Below are 16,491 nucleotides of genomic sequence, written 5' to 3'. Positions count from 1 at the left end.
GGCGGCCGGACGGGTCGTCGAGAACGACCTCGCGTCCGATTCCGGGCACGGTTGAGCTCCGTGGTGTACGTGCACGAGGTTCCCCCCTCGATCCGGTGGTCTCGCGACCGCCGGGATGTCTCCTACGGTCGGCCGATCGGCCGGTACCGCGTGTTCCCCGCCCGCCATTGTGGGGACACCCACGGCTTTTGTCCAATGGCGGCCGCGTGCGCGACGACCGCGTCGACATAGTTTGTGTCGCTACGGATTCGGTGGCGCGGCGTCGATCTCGGCCGGGCCGATCGTGGTCGGACTGATCAGCCCACGGCGCCAGATCTCGGTGAGCGTCATGATCGCGCTCTCCTCGTCGCGCTCCACATCCTCGTCGCCACCGGTGACGAACCATGTCCAACAGAAGGATTCGAGCATCGACACGATCGCCGAGGCGAACAGGTGCTTGTCCAAGCCGATCTGCACCCCGGTCGCCTCGGCGGAGCGGAAGACGGCCAGGACGGCCCGGATGCCCTCGGATCGTCGGTGGCGCCACCACTGGGCGAACTGCGGATCGGTCATCGACAGCTGGAACGCGCCGATCATCTCCGGCAGGTAGTCGCGGTAGGAACTCCAGTAGGCCCGCACGGCCAGCTCGACGTTCACCCCCGGGTCGGGCGTCAGGTTCCGGCGCGTCTCGTCGAGGACCTGCGCCGCGAACTCCCCGAGCAGGGCTTCGAGCAGCTGCTGCTTGCTGTCGTAGTAGTTGTAGAACGATCCGGTCGAACGCCCCGCGGCCGAGGCGATGTCGGCGATCTTCGCCGTCAGGTAACCCTTCTCGGCGAAGACGATGCGCGCCGCGTCGAGCAGTGCGCGCTCGGTGCGGCGACCCTTGGGTGTGGTCGCCGCCCCGCCCGTGTCGACACCGCTCGTCCCGGTACCGCCCGTGTCGGTCGAGGGGGTGTCGGGTGTCGTCACCGTGACCTCGCCGTCACACCACACCCGCCGCACGCAATTCGGCCAGCTGCTGTGCGTCGAGGAAATCGGCGTAGACCTCGGAGTTGTGATGTCCCGGGGTGGCCGGCCCGGCGCTGCGCACCGATCCCGGGGTCCCGAGCAGCTTCGGGACGACCCCGGGACCGAGCACGGTCTCACCGATCCGCTCGTCGTGGTGGTCGACGATCATGTCGCGCGCGAGCATCTGCGGATCGGTGACGACCTCGGCGACGGTGTTGATCGGACCCACCACGACCCCGGCGGCGGTCAGTGTCTCGATGAGCTCGTCGGTCGGCACGGTCGACGTCCACGCCTCGATCTCCGCGTCGAGCTCGTCCTGGTTGTCGCCGCGGGCGGTGTGGGTCGCGTAGCGCTCGTCGTCGGCGAGTTCGGGGCGACCCATCGCCGCGCACAGTCGTCGGAACAGGGTGTCCTGGTTGGCACCGATCACCACGAGTGAGCCGTCGAGGCTCGGATAGATGTTCGAGGGCGCGATGCCGTCGAGGCGGGTACCCGACGGACCGCGGACCACGCCACCCATGTGGTAGTCCGGGATCGTCGACTCCTGCACGGCCAGGCAGGATTCGGTGAGCGCACAGTCGACGACCTGTCCCTCGCCGGTGACCGTCCGGTGGTACAGCGCGGCCAGCGCTCCCTGCACGGCGAACATCCCGGCGAGGGTGTCGCCGAGCGACAGGGCCAGGCGTGGCGGCCGTTGTCCCGGATACCCGTTGAGATGACGCAGACCGCTGACCGCCTCGGCGACCGAGGCGTAGCCGGTGCGCGCCGAATCGGGTCCCGACTGTCCGTATCCGGAGACCCGGACGAGGATGATGCCCCGGTTGCGTTCGCGCAGAACCTCGTAGCCGAGTCCGAATCGTTCCAGCGTCCCGGGTCGGAAGTTCTCGACGATGATGTCCGCGGTGGCCACGATGTCGAGGAACAGCGCCCTGCCGCGTTCGTCGCGGAGGTCGAGGGTGACCGCACGTTTGTTGCGCGCGTGCACCGTCCACAGGAAACGGTGCCCGTCGCGTTCGGCCTGTCCCCACCCGCGCAACGGATCCGGGGATCCCGGCGCCTCGAACTTGATGACGTCGGCACCCATGTCGCCGAGCAGCCGGGCGCCGAACGGGCCCGCGATCAGCGTGCCGAGCTCCAGGACCCGGATGCCGTCGAGGGCGCCGGTCGGGACGGGGAGGTCGGCCGCCACGGGGTCTGTGTCCGATGTGCTCATGGGTCAAGGGTGACGAATCGCCACCGCGACCTCCGCGTCGGGTTCAGGAAGGGGACGGCGGCGGGAGGCGTGAACCGCCGTGATTCTGCCATTGCTCGATGGCAGTGTAGTGTCCGATGAATCACTTTCGTTGGGCTAAAGTGTCAGCGATCACTTTGTGGGGCGGTCGTGGGACGCCGGCCGTCGTCGAGAATCAAGGGGGGTTCGTGGTCTCAGGGCAGGTGCGGGCCACGCCGTCGTTGCGTTCGTCCCTCGGCGGCGCGGTCGACAAGAGCGCCGATGCCGTCGCGACCCTGGGACGCCTCATCGAGCTCACCGTCGCCGCATTCGTGCACCTGGTCCGCGACGTGGTGACGTTCCGACACCCCTGGCGCGAGACCATGACCCAGACGAGCTTCTTCGCCGGTGTCGCGGGGATCCCGGCGGTGTTGGTCGCCATACCGTTCGGCGTCATCCTCTCGGTGCAGGTCGGCGGCCTCACCCAGCAGCTCGGCGCCACCTCGCTGGCCGGTGCGGCCGGAGCGCTGGGCATCCTGCAGCAGGGGGCACCCATCGCGTCGGCGCTGCTCATCGGAGGTGCCGTCGGGTCGGCCATCGCCGCCGACCTCGGTGCCCGCACCGTGCGCGACGAGATCGACGCGATGCGGACCATGGGCATCGACCCCGCGCGACGGATGGTCGCGCCGCGACTGCTCGCGGTCGTCTTCGTCGCGCCGCTGGTGTGTATGGAGATCATCTTCGTCGGCGTCACCGCCGGCTACTTCATCAACGTGTCTTTCCAGGGCGGGTCGCCCGGCAGCTACCTCGGCGGGTTCGGTCAGTTCGCCGGGGTCGGCGATCTCGTCATCGCGCTCGCCAAGTCGATCCTGTTCGGCATCGTGGTGGTCGCGATCGCCTGTCAGCGCGGACTCGAGGCGCGTGGCGGACCCCGCGGCGTCGCCGACGCCGTCAACGCCGCCGTCGTCCTCGGTGTGGTGGCGTCGTTCCTGCTCAACCTCGCCGTCACCCAGCTGGTCACGATGTTCGTGGCGACGAAGGCGGGCTGACGCACATGGTCGGGTTGCAGACGTACGCGAAGTCGCGGCGATGGACCACGAATCTCGGCCGTGCCGCGGTGGTCCCGGTGTCGGCCGTCGAACGCATCGGCCACCAGGCGTACTTCGTGTTCGATGTGATGCGCTCGATCCCGCACGCCCTGCGCGTCTACCGCCGACAGACCCTCGCGGTGCTGTCGGACCTCATGTGGGGATCGGGCGGACTCGTCGTCGGCGGCGGCTCGGTCGTGGTGCTGGTGGTGCTGGGCCTGTCGGTGGGCGGGTCGATCGGCATCGAGTCGTTCGCGACCCTGAAACTGTTCGGCATCGGGCCGCTGACGGGGTTCCTCTCGGCCTACGTGAACACCCGCGAACTCGGACCGATCGTGGTGGCCATCGGGTTCGCCGCGCAGGCGGGATGTCGCATGACCGCCGAGATCGGGTCGATGCGCATCTCCGAGGAGATCGAGGCCCTCGAGGCGCAGGCCATCCGGCCCATCCCGTTCGTGGTGAGCACCCGCGTGATCGCCGGGATCGTCACGATCATCCCGCTGTTCCTCATCACCCTAGTCCTGAGCTACCTGTCGTGCGCGTTCGTGGTTAACACGGTCAACGGGCAGTCCTCGGGCACCTACTACCACTACTTCAACGCGTTCCTCGTGCCCGTCGACATCCTGTTCTCCGTCATCAAGGCCGTCGTGTTCGTCGTCGCGGTCATCCTCATCCACTGCTATCAGGGGTTCTACGCCAGCGGTGGACCCGAGGGCGTCGGCGTCGCCTCGGGCCGCGCGATCAAGAACAGCTTCGTCATGATCGTGGTCCTCGACATGCTGCTCACCCTCGTCTTCTACGGCTCCGACGTCGGCTTCAGGTTCTCCGGCTGATGGCGTATCACGACCCGTCCGGGCGCGGGCCCTCGCGGACGGCACTCCTCGGTCTCGGCGTGGCGACCCTCGTCGTCGTGCTTGTCCTCGCGATCCCGCTCACGCTCTACGCACGCGGCGATTTCGACAGCACCGTTCGGGTGTCGGCGGTCGCGGACTCGGTCGGTGACGGGCTCGCCGCCGGTGGTGACGTGAAGTACCGGGGACTGATCGTGGGACGGGTCGACGGGGTGACCGTCGCCGCCGACGGTCGTCAGGAGATCGCGATGTCGATCGACGCCGACCAGGCGTCGTCGATCCCCGACCGGGTGTCGGCCGCCTACGCGCCGTCGAACCTGCTGGGCGTCACCGGGATCGAACTGAAGGCGGCGGCGTCGACCGCGTCGGGGTCGACACCAAGGTCGACGGGCGTCTGCGCGACGGCGAACGGATCACCATCGGATCGGACTCGACGAACGTGTCGGTGGCCGACCTGCTGCGTCAGGTGGGCGAGATCTCGACCACCATCACCGGCGACGAGTTCAGTCGCACCATCGACATCGCCGACCGACTCGTCACCGCGGTGCAGCCGCTGGTGCGCTCGGGCCTCGACCTGCTGAACCTCGCCGCCTCCCGGCAGCAGATGCCGCTCGCGGAGTTCATCCGCATCCTGGGTCCGGTCACGCGCGGCGTCGCCGACCTCGAGGGACCGTTCGACTCGGTGCTCATCAACCTCACCAAGCAGACCGCCGCCTACACCGACCCCCGCGTGGTGAACTCGGTGAAGGACTCGCTGTCCGGACTCATCTCCACCGTCGGCGGCCTCGGCGGACTCGTCGGCGACAACTACGACGGACTGGCCACCCTGCTCGATTTGTTGATCGTCACCGGATCCCCGCTGGGACAGACGCTGCGGTCGATCCCGCCCGCGGTCGGCGACGCGCGAGAACTGTTGGGCCGACTGGAGAAGTCGATGCCCACCCAGAACGGGAAGGTCACCCTGCAGATCGGGCTCACCGTCGCGCAGATGCCACAGCTCGCACCGTTCCTGCAGATGCTGGCACCCCCCGCGCCGAAGCCCGCGCCCCGGACCCCGGCGCCCCGGACGTCCACCCCGAAGGCGGGTGGACGATGACGCTGCGTCGTTCGTCGATGGTCTACCTCGCGCTGTTCGTGGTGGTGATGATCGGCGCCACCTGGGTCGTCGTCGGTGCCCTGTCACCGTCGGTCTCCGGCGACCAACGCACCGTGACCGCAGACTTCTCCGACGCCTCGGGACTGTCGCCGGGCAACGACGTGCGCCAGATGGGTGTGCGCGTGGGGAAGGTGTCGTCGGTGGAACTGCACGACGACATCGCCCGGGTCACCTTCTCGATGCAGAAGTCGGTGCCGCTGTTCGACAACACCGACATCGCGATCCGCTACCTGAACCTGGTGGGGGAGCGCTACCTCGACGTGTTCACCGACGGTCCGGGCAGCGGTCGGGCCGACACCGCGGCGGTCATCCCGCGCGCCCGCACGATCCCGTCGTTCGACATCACCGCCCTGTTCAACGGTCTCCGCCCGGTGTTCAAGGTGCTCAACCCCGCCGAGATCAACGAGTTCACCGAGAACATCCTCGCCGTGGTGCAGGGCCGTGGCCCCGATCTGGGCTCGATCCTGGAGAAGCTGAACCAGGCGACGTCGTTGGTCGCCGACCGATCCGACATGGTGGCGGCGTTCGTGACCGGTCTGGGATCGGTGGCCAAGGAGATCGAGTACAAGTCACCGCGGCTCAACGAGCTGATCAGCCGCACCGGGGACGCGTTGGGCGCGTTGGCCTCCGACCTCGACAAGACCGAGCAGTCGCTCACGTTGGCGGCGAGAGCGCTCACCCCGCTGCGACTGGTGCTGCAGAGTCTCAACGGCGTCTACTACGGCAACTACGCCGACATCGACCGACTGCTGCGCAAATACATCCCCGCCACCAACGACGCCTCGGACCTGCTCGCGCGGATCCCCGGCATCCTCGATTCGCTGCTGGCGTCGGTGAACTCGGCGACCAAGGCCTCCTACAGCTGTGGTCGCGGCCAGTCGGTCCCCGGACCGATCACGAGCGTGCTCCTCGCCGGCGCCCCGGTGGTGATCTGCCGATGAGCCCCCTGGTGACCGCGCGTCGAGACGCCGCCTCCGTACGCCGCCGGCAGGTGGTCTTCGGACTCGGTGGGGTGGTCGTGATCGTGATCATCGCCGTCGTTGCCGGTCTGCTCTACGTGGTGCCGTTCGGGAAGTCCGACGTGACCGCCGATTTCACGTCGAGCGGACAGATCCGCTCCGGTGATGAGGTGCGCGTGGCCGGCATCGTCGTCGGATCGGTCCGATCGGTGGAGGTCGTCGGCGACCACGTCGAGATCACCTTCGACGTCGACGACTCGGTGACGATGCGCGACGAGTCGAGCGCCGACATCCGACTGTCGACGGCCATCGGCGGGCACTACCTCGCGGTGACGCCGAAGGGGTCGTCGCCGTTGCGCGGCCACATCCCCACCGAGCGCACCTCGACCCCGTACGAACTGACCGATGTCATCCGTGACTCCGGCGATGTGGTCGACAAGGTCGACGCGCAGACCGCGCGAGAGACGTTCTCCCAGGTGAATCTCGCGTTGCGGGGACGGTCGGATGCGGTGCGCGACATCATCGCCCAGGTGTCGCAGGTGACGACCACCCTCGGTGACCGCGACGAGGACCTCGACCGGGCGATCGCCGTCACCGAGGAGTACCTCGGGGCCCTGAACAACGGTCGGGCGAAGCTGGTGAACCTGCTGCGACTGGTCGGCGTGATCGGCTACCGCTTCTTCCAGTTCCGTGAACAGGGCTTGCAGACCGTGCGCGGCGTCGACGCGCTCTTCGCGTTCCTGCAACCGCCGGTCGAAGCGCTCTCGGGCACCATCGACCCGCAGATCGACAAGATCAAGGCCATCGTCACCGAGTTGCGCACCACGCTCACCGGGTCGGGCCCGGTCCTCGACAAACTGACCGCGATCGCCAACCAGCTCGGATCGGCGCTCGGCGTGTCGGGCACGCCCACCGTCGACCTGTCGAAGACGGTGGCCGACGCCCCCGCCCTGTGCATCCCGATGCCGGATCGGCGGTGCTGAGATGACCACCCGGACCCCCGTCTCGAGCACGCGCCGCTGGGCCACACGATCGGTCGTCGTCGTCGCCATCGTGGCCGTGGTGGTCGGCTGTGTCGCCGCGGTGAGGGCGAGCGACGACGCGTCGAGCACCTCCGGGTGCGCGATCATGGCGGACTCGATCGGGCTCTACCCGGGCAGCAACCTCACCCTGCGAGGCGTCACCATCGGCTCGGTGACGGGGGTGGCCCCGTCGAACGGCCGTGTGCGCGTCGATTTCTCGATGGACTCCGACACGAAGCTCCCGGCCGACGTGTCGGCGGTGACGACCTCGGACTCCATCGTCACCGACCGGCGTCTGGAGATCCCCACCAGTTACGTCGGCGGCGCCACCTGGGACACCGCGAACTGCATCCCGATCGAGCGGACACGCACCCCCAAGAGTCTCAGCGAGGCGTTCTCGGCCTTCGACAAGCTCTCCGCGCAGCTCACCGACGCGCAAGGCCGCTCACCCGAACAGCAGCAGGCGGTGAGCACCGCCCTGGCGTCGGTCGACGACAGCCTCAAGGGCACCGCGGAGGACTTCAACCGTGCGGTACAGGGACTCGGTGCGGCGCTGGGCGATCCGCAGCTGCGCGACACCCAGCTGCGGTCGCTGATCACCAACGGACAGCAGCTCGCCGACTTCTTCGTGCAGCGGTGGCCCGACGTGCGACTCGCGGTCGACAACGTCGGCAAGTTCGCGACGGCGCTGGGCGACCTCACCCGCGAACTGAACCCCGCACTCGTGCGGCTCACGTCGGTGGTCCCGAAGTTGGCGTCGAACCTGCAGCGTTTCGACCCGATCCTGTTCACCCTGCTCGGCCTCATCACACCGCTCGTCGAGCTGTTGCCCACCGACCAGATCGTCGCGCTGCTCAAGTCGCTGCCGCCGGTCATGTCGGCTCTGCAGGCCATGGCGCAGGACAAGCAGGCCGGCCTCGCCGTCACGATCAAGCCCCCGCGGGTGCGGGTGCCCGTCGCCTCGGCCGGCGTCACCTGCGCCGTGCTCAACCGTGCCTTGGCCGGGTCGTGCCGGCCGTCCCCGGGCGCGCGGACGTCGGTCGACACCGACCTCGTGGCCCTCGTGCTCGGGTCGGGCGGCATCCGATGATCGGCGAGCGGCGTCGCGCGCGGCGCACCGTGCTGGTGGTCGCGACACTGCTCGTCGCGTGGATGTCGGCGGCGTGCGGGATCCAGGTGACCGATCTGCCGCTGCCCGGCACGCGCGTGTCCGGGGAGAGCCGGGCGTTGAAGATCGAGTTCAGCAACGTGTTGAACCTGCCCGCGCGGAGCAAGGTGTTGCTGGGCGGCACCAAGGTCGGGGTGTTGCGGTCGGTGGGCATCGGCGGGTCGGCCACGTCGCCGGTGGCCGTCGCGACCGTCGACGTGGAGTCCGACGTCGACGTGCCGCAGGGAACCCGCGCAGCCCTGGAACAGTCGACGCTGCTCGGCGACATCTACATCTCGCTGACCCCACCCGCATCCGGCGGCGGTGTCCGGCTCGGGAACGGGGCCACGATCCCGCTGTCGCAGACCACGGTCACCCCGGCCGTCGAGGACCTGTTGGGCGGCATCGCGGCCCTGGCCAACGGCGGCACGCTCGAGAAGATCCAGCGCACCGTCGACAAGGCGAACACCGCCTTCCCGCAGAACAAGGCCGAACGTGACAAGGGCATCGAGACCTCGCGCGAACTCATCGCCCGCATCGCCGAGAACTCGTCGTCGGTGGGGGAGATCCTGGATTCGCTCGGCGTGCTGGGCCGTTCGGTCCAGGAGCAGGGGCCGGGTCTGGGGTTCGCGCTCGACGTCGGGCCCGAACGCATCGGCGGGGCGCTGGTGTCGTTCGTGGGTTTCGCGAAGGTGTTGACCTCGTTGGGGTTCCAGTTGACCAGCGTCACGAGGCTGCTCGGCCCGCGCTACCAGCAGCTCGTGGGGCTGATCGACACCGCCAACCCGCTCGTCGACCTCGCGGTGTCGTTGGACGCCTCGGCGCCGTCGGACATCGCACGACTCGACGCGCTCGTGAACGACAAGATCCTGCCGCTGCTGGCGAGTCCGTCGGTGAACATCGTCGACATCACCTCCCCGCGTGGGCTGTCGACGCCGATGGCGTCGAACGACCAGATCCGTACGGTGGCATCGACGTTGCGGATGATCGGGGCGATGCGATGAGGATCGGGGTGCGCACCTCGCTGGTGCTGCTGGTGGTCGTCTCGGTGGCGTTGGCGGCCTATCTGGGTATCGGGATCCTGAAGCTGAAGCCGTTCACCGACACCGAGACCGTCACCGTGGAGATGGCGTCGTCGGGTGGGCTGCTGCCCCGATCGCGGGTGCTCTACAACGGCATCGAGGTCGGCCAGGTCACCGACATCGCCGTCCGTCCCGACGGTCTGCGGGCGACGCTGTCGATCGACGCCGGCTACGACATCCCCGCCGACGCGGAGGTGACCGTGGCGAACCTGTCGCTGGTCGGCGAGCAGTACGTCGATTTCAGCTCGGACCGCGCCGGCGGCCCCTACCTGCGTGACGGTGCGGTGTTGAGCCGCAACGTGGTCACGCAGTCCACCGTGGGGGACACGTTGACGAATCTGCAGCGGCTGGTCGGCCAGGTCGACCCGAAGCGGTTGCTGAGCATCGCCAACACCATCAACGCCGGCTACCTCGGCCGCGAGGACGACATCACCAAGCTCGGCGAGTTCTCGAACCAGTTCTCGCGGACGGTGACCACCCAGCGCACCGAGTTCTCCGACCTGTTCGACACCGCACAGGAATTCGTCCGCAAGGCCGACGGCATCGGCCCGCCGCTGTCCGCGGGATCGCGGGCCCTCGGCGCGAACGGACCGGGCATCACGGCATTGTTCGGTCTGTTCCCCGGTCTGGCGAGTGCAACGAACGGCGCGGTGGCGTGGGATCAGGTGATCAACCCGTTCGTGACGAAGCTGAGCCAGTATCTGCAGCGGATCCTGCCCAAGGTGACACCGCCGCTCGGTGTGCTGCTGCCCCTGATCTCCCAGATCGCCCCGATCACCAACATCGACATCGCGTCGTTCGTCGAACGCGGCCTGCAGATCGTCGACGAGAACGGCGTCGTACGGTTCCGCGTGGCCACCAAGTAGCGTCGCCCGCATGCACAAGGAGATGACTGCCAGTGTCTGAGCTGGGCACACCGGACGAGGACTCGGGAACACCGGACGAGAACAGGGCCGCCTCGGAGTTCTCCGGACTCGACGGGCGGTCACCCCGCACGCCCGACAAGCCCGAAAAGCCCGCCGAGCCAAAGGCACCGGCGGCCGCGACGCCCGCCGAGCCCGGGAAACAGGCCGAGCCCGAGGCGACCGCGGCCCTGAAGCCTGCCGAGTCCACCAAGGCCACGAAGTCCACCGAGGCCACCTCGGCCCGGCGCCCCGGCCGGGGTCTGCTCATCGCCTCGGCCGTCGTGATCGTGGTGCTGGCCGTGGCCACCACGGTCGCGATCGTCTCCGCACTGGGCTATCGCGACGACTATCGGGGCCTCACGTCGCAGAACGCACAGGCCCAGCGGGCCGAGGACGTCGCGAGCGACTACGCCGTCAAGGCCGCCGAGATCGACTACCGCAACTTCGATCCGTGGTTCGCGGCGCTGAAGACCGGTGTCGACGACGCCATGATCAAGCAGTTCGCCGACACCGAACCCGTTCTGCGACAACTGCTCGGACAGCTGCAGTGGGTGTCGAAGGGCACCCTGGTCGGCAGCGACATCAAGTCGCAGAACAACGGGGTGTACGTCGTCCAGGTGTTCGTCGACGTGCAGGTCACCAACGTGCAGTCACCCGGTGGCGTCAAGACCACCGCGCTCTACCCGATCACGGTCGACAAGAACAAGAACTGGGCCATCACCGACATCAGCGGTGGCGTCGCGCCGCTCGCCACGAAGTAGGTCACCGCGCACCGTCGTCAGATCACAACGGCAGCAGGATGTTCTTCACGGTCGGGTCGGTGCGCAGGTACTGCTGCACGGCCGGGTCCTTGAACACCGCGACGAGCTTCTTGATGTTGTCGGCGTTCTGCCACCGGGTACCGATGGTGAGCTGACCGGCGAACTCGTCGGGGGCCGCCGGCGAGAAGATCTGCTTGCTGATCGGGATGCCCGCGGCGAGGTAGTACTCGGTGTAGCCGACGGTGGCGTCGAGGTCGGGCAGTGCTCGCGACTGGGCGGCGAAGTCGAGCAGCGTGAACTGCAGGTTCTTCGGGTTGGTGGCGATGTCGTCCTGGGTGGCCCGCGACTTGTCGATGCCGGACTTCAGGGTGATCAGCCCCGCGCGCTCGAGCAGCCATAGTCCCTGCGCCTCGTTGGCCGGGTCGGAGTAGAGCGAGACCTTCGCGCCGTTCGGCAGCTGCGAGACGTCGGTGTACTTGTCCGACCAGATGCCGAAGCCCCAGCGGAAGACCGGTGTCGCGGCGACCTCCTTGAAGTCGGGGTTGGCGTCGAGAACCTGGGACAGCCACCGCTTGTGTTGGTAGATCGTGCCCGCGACCTCGCCGTCGCTGACCGCGCGGTTCAGGGTGGTGGAGTCGGCGAGACCCTTGAACTTCACCTTGATGCCGTACTTGGGCGCCACGTTCGTCGCGATGTAGTCGACGAGGGCCTGCTCGTTCGCGTTGCCCTCGGCGGTGACGACGGTCAGTGTCGCACCGGCGGTGTCGTTGGGGGACTTGTCCTCCGAGCCCAGGAGACGCCATGCGACGAGTGCGGCGACGATGACCACGACGACCACCACCGCCCCGATGATCAGGGGCGTGCGCCGCTTCTTCACCTCGAAACCGCCGGTGCCGTTCTGTGTGGGTGTCGTGCTGGTCATGGTTCTCCTCGGTGTGCGGGTGTGGACGGTGCAGGGATGGATCGGCCCGCCACCGGTGGGTGGCGTGCCGGGCGTGACAGGGAGAGGTCAGATGCGCGCGGTGGCGCCGGAGCGGACCGATCGTTCCGGGGTCAGGAATCGGACGAGGGCGTCGCCGACGAGTTGGATGGCCGCGACGGTGATGACGAGGGTGACGATGGTCGCGATCATCACCTGGTGGTCGAAGCGCTGGTAGCCGTAGGTGACCGCGATGTAGCCCAGACCGCCGGCGCCGATGGTGCCCGCGATCGCCGAGTACTCGATCATCGCGATCGTGTTGATGGTGAGACCGCCGACGATGTTCGGGAGGGCCTCGGAGATCTGTGCGGTCCAGATGATCTGGATGGTGGAGCCGCCCGACGCTGTCGCGGCGGCGACCACCGACGTGGGTACCGCGCGCAGCGAGTTCTCGACGATCCGCGTGAAGAACGCGATACCGGCGATCGACATCGGGACGACTGCGGCGGGGATGCCGATGTTGGTACCGGTGACGAAGCGGGTGAACGGGATGATCGACGTCATCAACACCAGGAACGGCAACGACCGGCCGATGCTGATGATCCACGATAACGGCGTGTGGAGCCGCCGGTTCTCGAACAGTCCACCGGGAGCGAGGTTGTGGACGATCGCACCGAGGGGGACGCCGACGAGCAGCACGACGACCATGACGATCCCGACCATGATGACCGTGTCGCGGAAGGCGGGGATCAGCAGACCCGGGATCTCGTTGGTGGGCACCGTGATCGATGCCAGGACCGATGTCGTGGCGCTCATGCCGCGACCACCGTGGCCTCCGAGGCGACGGAGTGGACGGCGAGGCCCAGTGTGGCGGCGGCGGCCGGGACCTTCTCGGCGGCAGCACTGTCCACGGCGAGGGTCCATCGACCCACCGAGACCCCGGCGACGTCGCCGACGTGGCCGGCGAGCACCGACACCGGTACCCCGATCTGGTTCGACAGGCGCACGATCCAGTCGCGCGGGACCGCGACGGTGGTGTGGGTGACCTCGAGGACTGCCTGTCCGGGTGCGGCGACCGACGCTGTTGCCTGCGGTCGAAGCGCTTCGCCCAGAACGGATCCGGGGTCGAGGAGGAGGTCGACGACAGCGCCCTGTTCGATGATCCGACCGTGATCGAGTCGGCCCACCCGGTCGGCGATCTTCACGATGGTGTCCATCTCGTGGGTGATGAAGACGACGGCGAGATCGAGGTCGTCTCGGACCTCGCGGAGCAGTTCGAGGAACGATGCGGTGGCCGCGGGATCGAGTCCCGAGGTCGCCTCGTCGGAGAGCAGCACCGACGGCCGCAGGGCCAGCGCCCGGGCGATGCCGACGCGTTGTCGCTGCCCGCCGGAGAGCTGGTGGGGGTATTTGTCGGCGTGCGCGGACAATCCGACGCGGTCGAGCAGTTCGGCGACACGGGCCTTCGTCTGCGCGGTCGTCACCCCGAGGTACTCCAGGGGTAGCGCGACGTTCTGCGCGGCGGTCCGTCGGCTCAGCAGGTTCGCCGACTGGAACACGGTGCCGATCCGCCGACGCGCCACCCGGAGGGCCTTCGGGTCGAGGTCGGTCAGGCGTTCGCCGTTGACGACGACCTCACCCGACGTCGGACGTTCGAGCAGGTTGATGCACTGCGCCAGCGTGGATTTGCCCGCACCCGACGGCCCCACGACGGCGAAGATCTCACCGGCGGGGACGGTGAAGTCGACACGGTCGAGCACGGTCACGGCATCGGTGCCGCGGCCGTAGGTCTTGGTCAGGTCATGGATCTCGATCACGCCCAGAATCATCGGTGACCGGGGTCGGATGTCCCAAGTGTTCAAATCAGGGTGATTCGTGCACCGGCCTCGACCGGGACACGTATTCCTTTACCCCAGCGTAGGATTCGTGCTATTGCCTGGCAGGCGGCCACCCGGGCGCGAAAACCCTCGACGCCGGCGCGCACAATAGACTTCTGATGACGTTCCTCACCCTGGTGCTGCTCGTGGCAGCCGGATTCGGCGCCGGGCTGGTCGGTTACATCACCGGTCTCGCGTCCATCGTGAGCTATCCGGCACTGCTGCTCGCCGGGCTGCCGCCGCTGGCGGCGAACGTCACCAACACCGTCGCGCTGGTGTCGGTCGGTGTCGGCAGCAGCGCGCAATCGGGGAGCAAGCTGCTCGACGAACCCCGCCGACTCGTCACGCTCGGACTGCTCTCCGCGGCCGGCGGTCTGGCCGGCGCGATCGTGCTGCTGCGGTCCTCGCCCGGGTCGTTCGAGACGGTGGTGCCCTACCTCGTCGCGCTGGCGTCGGCGGCGGTGCTGGCCCAGCCGTGGCTGCGTCGGATGGCCGGGCACCGCGAACTGCCCACCGTCTTCGCCGTCGGCATCGTGATCGTCTCGGTCTACGGCGGCTACTTCGGGGCCGGGGCGGGCACCATCTTCCTGGCGCTGGCCTTGGTCACCAGCGCCCATCCGTTGTGGCGGGCCACGCTGCTCAAATCGGCGCTGCTCGGCATCTGCAACCTCGTCGCGGCGATCGTGTTCGCCGCGACCGGGCCGGTGCACTGGATCGCGGCGGTCGCGATGGGCATCGGCTGCCTCGCCGGCGGCTACGCCGGGCCGCCCGTCGTCGCACGACTGCCCGAGACCCCGCTGCGCATCACCATCGGCGTCCTCGGCTTCGCCCTCGCCCTCTGGCTCGCCGTCCGCTGACCGCGACCCCAACCCGCCGACCGTGCGGAAAACTGCCGCCGAGCGTGCCGAAAAGTCTCGCTGAGCGTGCCGATCCGGCTGGTCGCGGCGGCTGTCGGTGCGCTCGGCCCACAATCTCGGCACGGTCGACGGTCAGTTTCGGCACACTCGGCGGGACGTTCGTCGCGACGAGGGACGGGAGAAGAACCGCCTCGACCAGGCTTCGAGTGCACTCGCATGCAAAGACTCGTAGCGTGGAGTGGTGACGTCTCAGCAAACCGCTCATCCCACGCCGCGCACCCTCGGAGAACTCCGCGCCTCCGGACACATCCAGCGCACGATCAAAGACGAGATCCGCAACAACCTCCTCACCGCCCTGCGCACCGGCGCCGACCCGTGGCCGGGCATCGTCGGGTTCGAGACCACGGTGATCCCGCAGCTCGAGCGCGCGCTGCTCGCCGGTCACGACGTGGTCATGCTCGGCGAACGCGGACAGGGCAAGACGCGCCTGTTGCGCACGCTGGTCGGCCTGCTCGACGAGTGGACACCGGTCATCGAGGGCGCCGAGCTCAACGAGCACCCCTACGAGCCCATCACCCCGGCGTCGATCCGCAAGGCCGCCAACCTGCAGGACGATCTGCCGATCACCTGGAAGCACCGCTCGGAGCGCTACGCCGAGAAGCTCGCCACCCCCGACACCTCCGTCGGTGACCTCGTCGGCGACGTCGACCCGATGAAGGTCGCCGAGGGCCGCAGTCTCGGCGACCCGGAGACCATCCACTTCGGACTCATCCCGCGCGCACACCGCGGCATCGTCGCGATCAACGAGCTGCCAGACCTCGCCGAGCGCATCCAGGTGTCGATGCTCAACGTGATGGAGGAGCGCGACATCCAGGTACGCGGCTACTCGCTGCGCCTGCCGCTCGACGTGATGCTGATGGCCAGCGCCAACCCCGAGGACTACACCAACCGCGGTCGCATCATCACCCCGCTCAAGGACCGCTTCGGCGCCGAGATCCGCACGCACTACCCGCTCGAACTCGACGACGAGGTCGCCGTCATCGAGCAGGAGGCCGACCTCGTCGCCACCGTGCCGACCTTCGTCACCGAGATCCTCGCGCGGTTCACCCGCTACGTCCGCGACCACCCCTCGGTCGACCAGCGCTCGGGCATCTCCGCCCGTTTCGCCATCGCCGGTGCCGAGACGGTCGCCGCGGCCGCGTTGCACCGCGCCACCGTCGTCGGCGAGGAGTCGGCCACCGCGCGCGTGGTCGATCTCGACTCGGTGATCGAGGTGCTGCGCGGCAAGGTCGAGTTCGAGTCGGGTGAGGAGGGTCGCGAGATGGAGATCCTCGAACACCTGCTGCGCAAGGCGACCGCCGACACCGTTCGCGAACACCTCGCGGGAATCGACATGGCGCCGTTGGTGTCCGCGCTCGAGACCGGTGAGCCCGTCGTGACCGGCGACCGTGTGACGGCCAAGGAACTGCTCGGCTCGTTCCCGGAGCCGGACAAGACCGGGCCCGTCATCGACACCATCGCCGAGCGGCTCGAGGCCACCGACGACGGGGAACGCGCCAGCGCACTGGAACTCGCACTCGAGGGCCTGTTCCTCGCCCGCCGGATCGGCAAGGAGGCCGACGATTCCGGCCAGACCGTCTACGGCTGACACACACTCCACGGACAGAGAC

16 protein-coding genes and 1 pseudogene are annotated in these 16,491 nt (G+C 68.4%); 12 read left to right on the top strand and 5 right to left on the bottom strand.

Going from position 1 to position 16,491, the window contains the following annotated elements; all coding sequences use genetic code 11:
• Window positions 1–240: 240 nt before the first annotated feature.
• Together ACQ7HM_RS09745 and ACQ7HM_RS09740 are read right to left on the bottom strand one after the other, a co-directional pair.
• Complete coding sequence (locus ACQ7HM_RS09745; RefSeq protein WP_434216400.1) at window positions 241–840, bottom strand: TetR/AcrR family transcriptional regulator; 600 nt, start codon at window positions 838–840, stop codon at window positions 241–243.
• Window positions 841–961: 121 nt separating this feature from the next.
• Window positions 962–2,200: a CaiB/BaiF CoA transferase family protein gene (locus ACQ7HM_RS09740; protein WP_434216054.1), complete on the bottom strand. Its 1,239-nt coding sequence runs from the start codon at window positions 2,198–2,200 to the stop codon at window positions 962–964.
• Window positions 2,201–2,406: 206 nt separating this feature from the next.
• Between ACQ7HM_RS09740 and ACQ7HM_RS09735 the strand changes: the two genes are divergently transcribed.
• From ACQ7HM_RS09735 to ACQ7HM_RS09690, 10 genes and pseudogenes are all read left to right on the top strand, one after another.
• On the top strand, window positions 2,407–3,246 hold the full coding sequence (locus ACQ7HM_RS09735) for an MlaE family ABC transporter permease (RefSeq protein ID WP_434216053.1): 840 nt from the start codon (window positions 2,407–2,409) through the stop codon (window positions 3,244–3,246).
• A 5-nt stretch (window positions 3,247–3,251) separates the two neighbouring features.
• The gene (locus ACQ7HM_RS09730; protein WP_434216052.1) at window positions 3,252–4,118 is read left to right on the top strand and encodes an ABC transporter permease; all 867 of its coding nucleotides are present in this window, start codon (window positions 3,252–3,254) and stop codon (window positions 4,116–4,118) included.
• Window positions 4,118–4,471 (top strand): annotated as a pseudogene (locus ACQ7HM_RS09725) (MlaD family protein); the annotation flags it as partial. The gene ACQ7HM_RS09730 and the pseudogene ACQ7HM_RS09725, both read left to right, overlap by 1 nt.
• Window positions 4,472–4,581: 110 nt before the next feature.
• Complete coding sequence (locus ACQ7HM_RS09720) at window positions 4,582–5,232, top strand: hypothetical protein (protein ID WP_434216051.1); 651 nt, start codon at window positions 4,582–4,584, stop codon at window positions 5,230–5,232.
• Window positions 5,229–6,233 (top strand): MlaD family protein, encoded by a 1,005-nt coding sequence (locus ACQ7HM_RS09715; protein ID WP_434216050.1) that lies wholly within the window; start codon window positions 5,229–5,231, stop codon window positions 6,231–6,233. The genes ACQ7HM_RS09720 and ACQ7HM_RS09715 overlap by 4 nt, the downstream gene beginning before the upstream one ends.
• Window positions 6,230–7,234, top strand: a complete 1,005-nt coding sequence (locus ACQ7HM_RS09710) for an MlaD family protein (protein ID WP_434216049.1) — start codon at window positions 6,230–6,232, stop codon at window positions 7,232–7,234. Before ACQ7HM_RS09715 ends, ACQ7HM_RS09710 begins: the two co-directional genes overlap by 4 nt.
• Before the next feature lies 1 nt (window position 7,235).
• Complete coding sequence (locus tag ACQ7HM_RS09705) at window positions 7,236–8,363, top strand: MlaD family protein (RefSeq protein WP_434216048.1); 1,128 nt, start codon at window positions 7,236–7,238, stop codon at window positions 8,361–8,363.
• A complete protein-coding gene (locus tag ACQ7HM_RS09700) occupies window positions 8,360–9,424 on the top strand; it encodes an MlaD family protein (RefSeq protein WP_434216047.1) in 1,065 nt (354 codons plus the stop codon). Before ACQ7HM_RS09705 ends, ACQ7HM_RS09700 begins: the two co-directional genes overlap by 4 nt.
• On the top strand, window positions 9,421–10,368 hold the full coding sequence (locus tag ACQ7HM_RS09695; RefSeq protein ID WP_434216046.1) for an MlaD family protein: 948 nt from the start codon (window positions 9,421–9,423) through the stop codon (window positions 10,366–10,368). Before ACQ7HM_RS09700 ends, ACQ7HM_RS09695 begins: the two co-directional genes overlap by 4 nt.
• Window positions 10,369–10,400: 32 nt before the next feature.
• On the top strand, window positions 10,401–11,168 hold the full coding sequence (locus ACQ7HM_RS09690) for a hypothetical protein (RefSeq protein WP_434216045.1): 768 nt from the start codon (window positions 10,401–10,403) through the stop codon (window positions 11,166–11,168).
• A gap of 22 nt (window positions 11,169–11,190) precedes the next feature.
• On the opposite strand, the gene ACQ7HM_RS09685 is transcribed toward ACQ7HM_RS09690, so the two are convergent.
• The 3 genes from ACQ7HM_RS09685 to ACQ7HM_RS09675 form a co-directional block, all read right to left on the bottom strand.
• The gene (locus ACQ7HM_RS09685; protein ID WP_434216044.1) at window positions 11,191–12,090 is read right to left on the bottom strand and encodes a MetQ/NlpA family ABC transporter substrate-binding protein; all 900 of its coding nucleotides are present in this window, start codon (window positions 12,088–12,090) and stop codon (window positions 11,191–11,193) included.
• An 87-nt stretch (window positions 12,091–12,177) separates the two neighbouring features.
• Window positions 12,178–12,903 (bottom strand): methionine ABC transporter permease, encoded by a 726-nt coding sequence (locus ACQ7HM_RS09680; RefSeq protein ID WP_434216043.1) that lies wholly within the window; start codon window positions 12,901–12,903, stop codon window positions 12,178–12,180.
• Complete coding sequence (locus ACQ7HM_RS09675; RefSeq protein WP_434216042.1) at window positions 12,900–13,904, bottom strand: methionine ABC transporter ATP-binding protein; 1,005 nt, start codon at window positions 13,902–13,904, stop codon at window positions 12,900–12,902. Before ACQ7HM_RS09675 ends, ACQ7HM_RS09680 begins: the two co-directional genes overlap by 4 nt.
• 179 nt (window positions 13,905–14,083) lie before the next feature.
• Here ACQ7HM_RS09675 and ACQ7HM_RS09670 point away from each other — a divergent pair, with 179 nt between their 5' ends.
• A complete protein-coding gene (locus ACQ7HM_RS09670; RefSeq protein ID WP_434216041.1) occupies window positions 14,084–14,821 on the top strand; it encodes a TSUP family transporter in 738 nt (245 codons plus the stop codon).
• Between the two features lie 241 nt (window positions 14,822–15,062).
• Window positions 15,063–16,469, top strand: coding sequence for a sigma 54-interacting transcriptional regulator (locus ACQ7HM_RS09665; RefSeq protein WP_434216040.1), 1,407 nt, complete (start codon window positions 15,063–15,065; stop codon window positions 16,467–16,469).
• The last annotated feature ends 22 nt before the right edge of the window (window positions 16,470–16,491 follow it).

The organism is Williamsia sp. MIQD14 (assembly GCF_051025635.1).
Classification (GTDB): Bacteria; Actinomycetota; Actinomycetes; order Mycobacteriales; family Mycobacteriaceae; genus Williamsia_A.
Note: the sequence above shows the minus strand (reverse complement) of the source record. Positions and strands in the feature narration are given on the sequence as shown.

What these genes read in the sequence shown, in the direction of transcription:
- ACQ7HM_RS09740 (WP_434216054.1), bottom strand. Translation starts at nt 2,200, where the DNA reads ATGAGCACATCGGACACAGACCCCGTGGCGGCCGACCTCCCCGTCCCG.
- ACQ7HM_RS09730 (WP_434216052.1), top strand. Translation starts at nt 3,252, where the DNA reads ATGGTCGGGTTGCAGACGTACGCGAAGTCGCGGCGATGGACCACGAAT.
- ACQ7HM_RS09715 (WP_434216050.1), top strand. Translation starts at nt 5,229, where the DNA reads ATGACGCTGCGTCGTTCGTCGATGGTCTACCTCGCGCTGTTCGTGGTG.
- ACQ7HM_RS09710 (WP_434216049.1), top strand. Translation starts at nt 6,230, where the DNA reads ATGAGCCCCCTGGTGACCGCGCGTCGAGACGCCGCCTCCGTACGCCGC.
- ACQ7HM_RS09705 (WP_434216048.1), top strand. Translation starts at nt 7,236, where the DNA reads ATGACCACCCGGACCCCCGTCTCGAGCACGCGCCGCTGGGCCACACGA.
- ACQ7HM_RS09700 (WP_434216047.1), top strand. Translation starts at nt 8,360, where the DNA reads ATGATCGGCGAGCGGCGTCGCGCGCGGCGCACCGTGCTGGTGGTCGCG.
- ACQ7HM_RS09695 (WP_434216046.1), top strand. Translation starts at nt 9,421, where the DNA reads ATGAGGATCGGGGTGCGCACCTCGCTGGTGCTGCTGGTGGTCGTCTCG.
- ACQ7HM_RS09685 (WP_434216044.1), bottom strand. Translation starts at nt 12,090, where the DNA reads ATGACCAGCACGACACCCACACAGAACGGCACCGGCGGTTTCGAGGTG.
- ACQ7HM_RS09680 (WP_434216043.1), bottom strand. Translation starts at nt 12,903, where the DNA reads ATGAGCGCCACGACATCGGTCCTGGCATCGATCACGGTGCCCACCAAC.
- ACQ7HM_RS09670 (WP_434216041.1), top strand. Translation starts at nt 14,084, where the DNA reads ATGACGTTCCTCACCCTGGTGCTGCTCGTGGCAGCCGGATTCGGCGCC.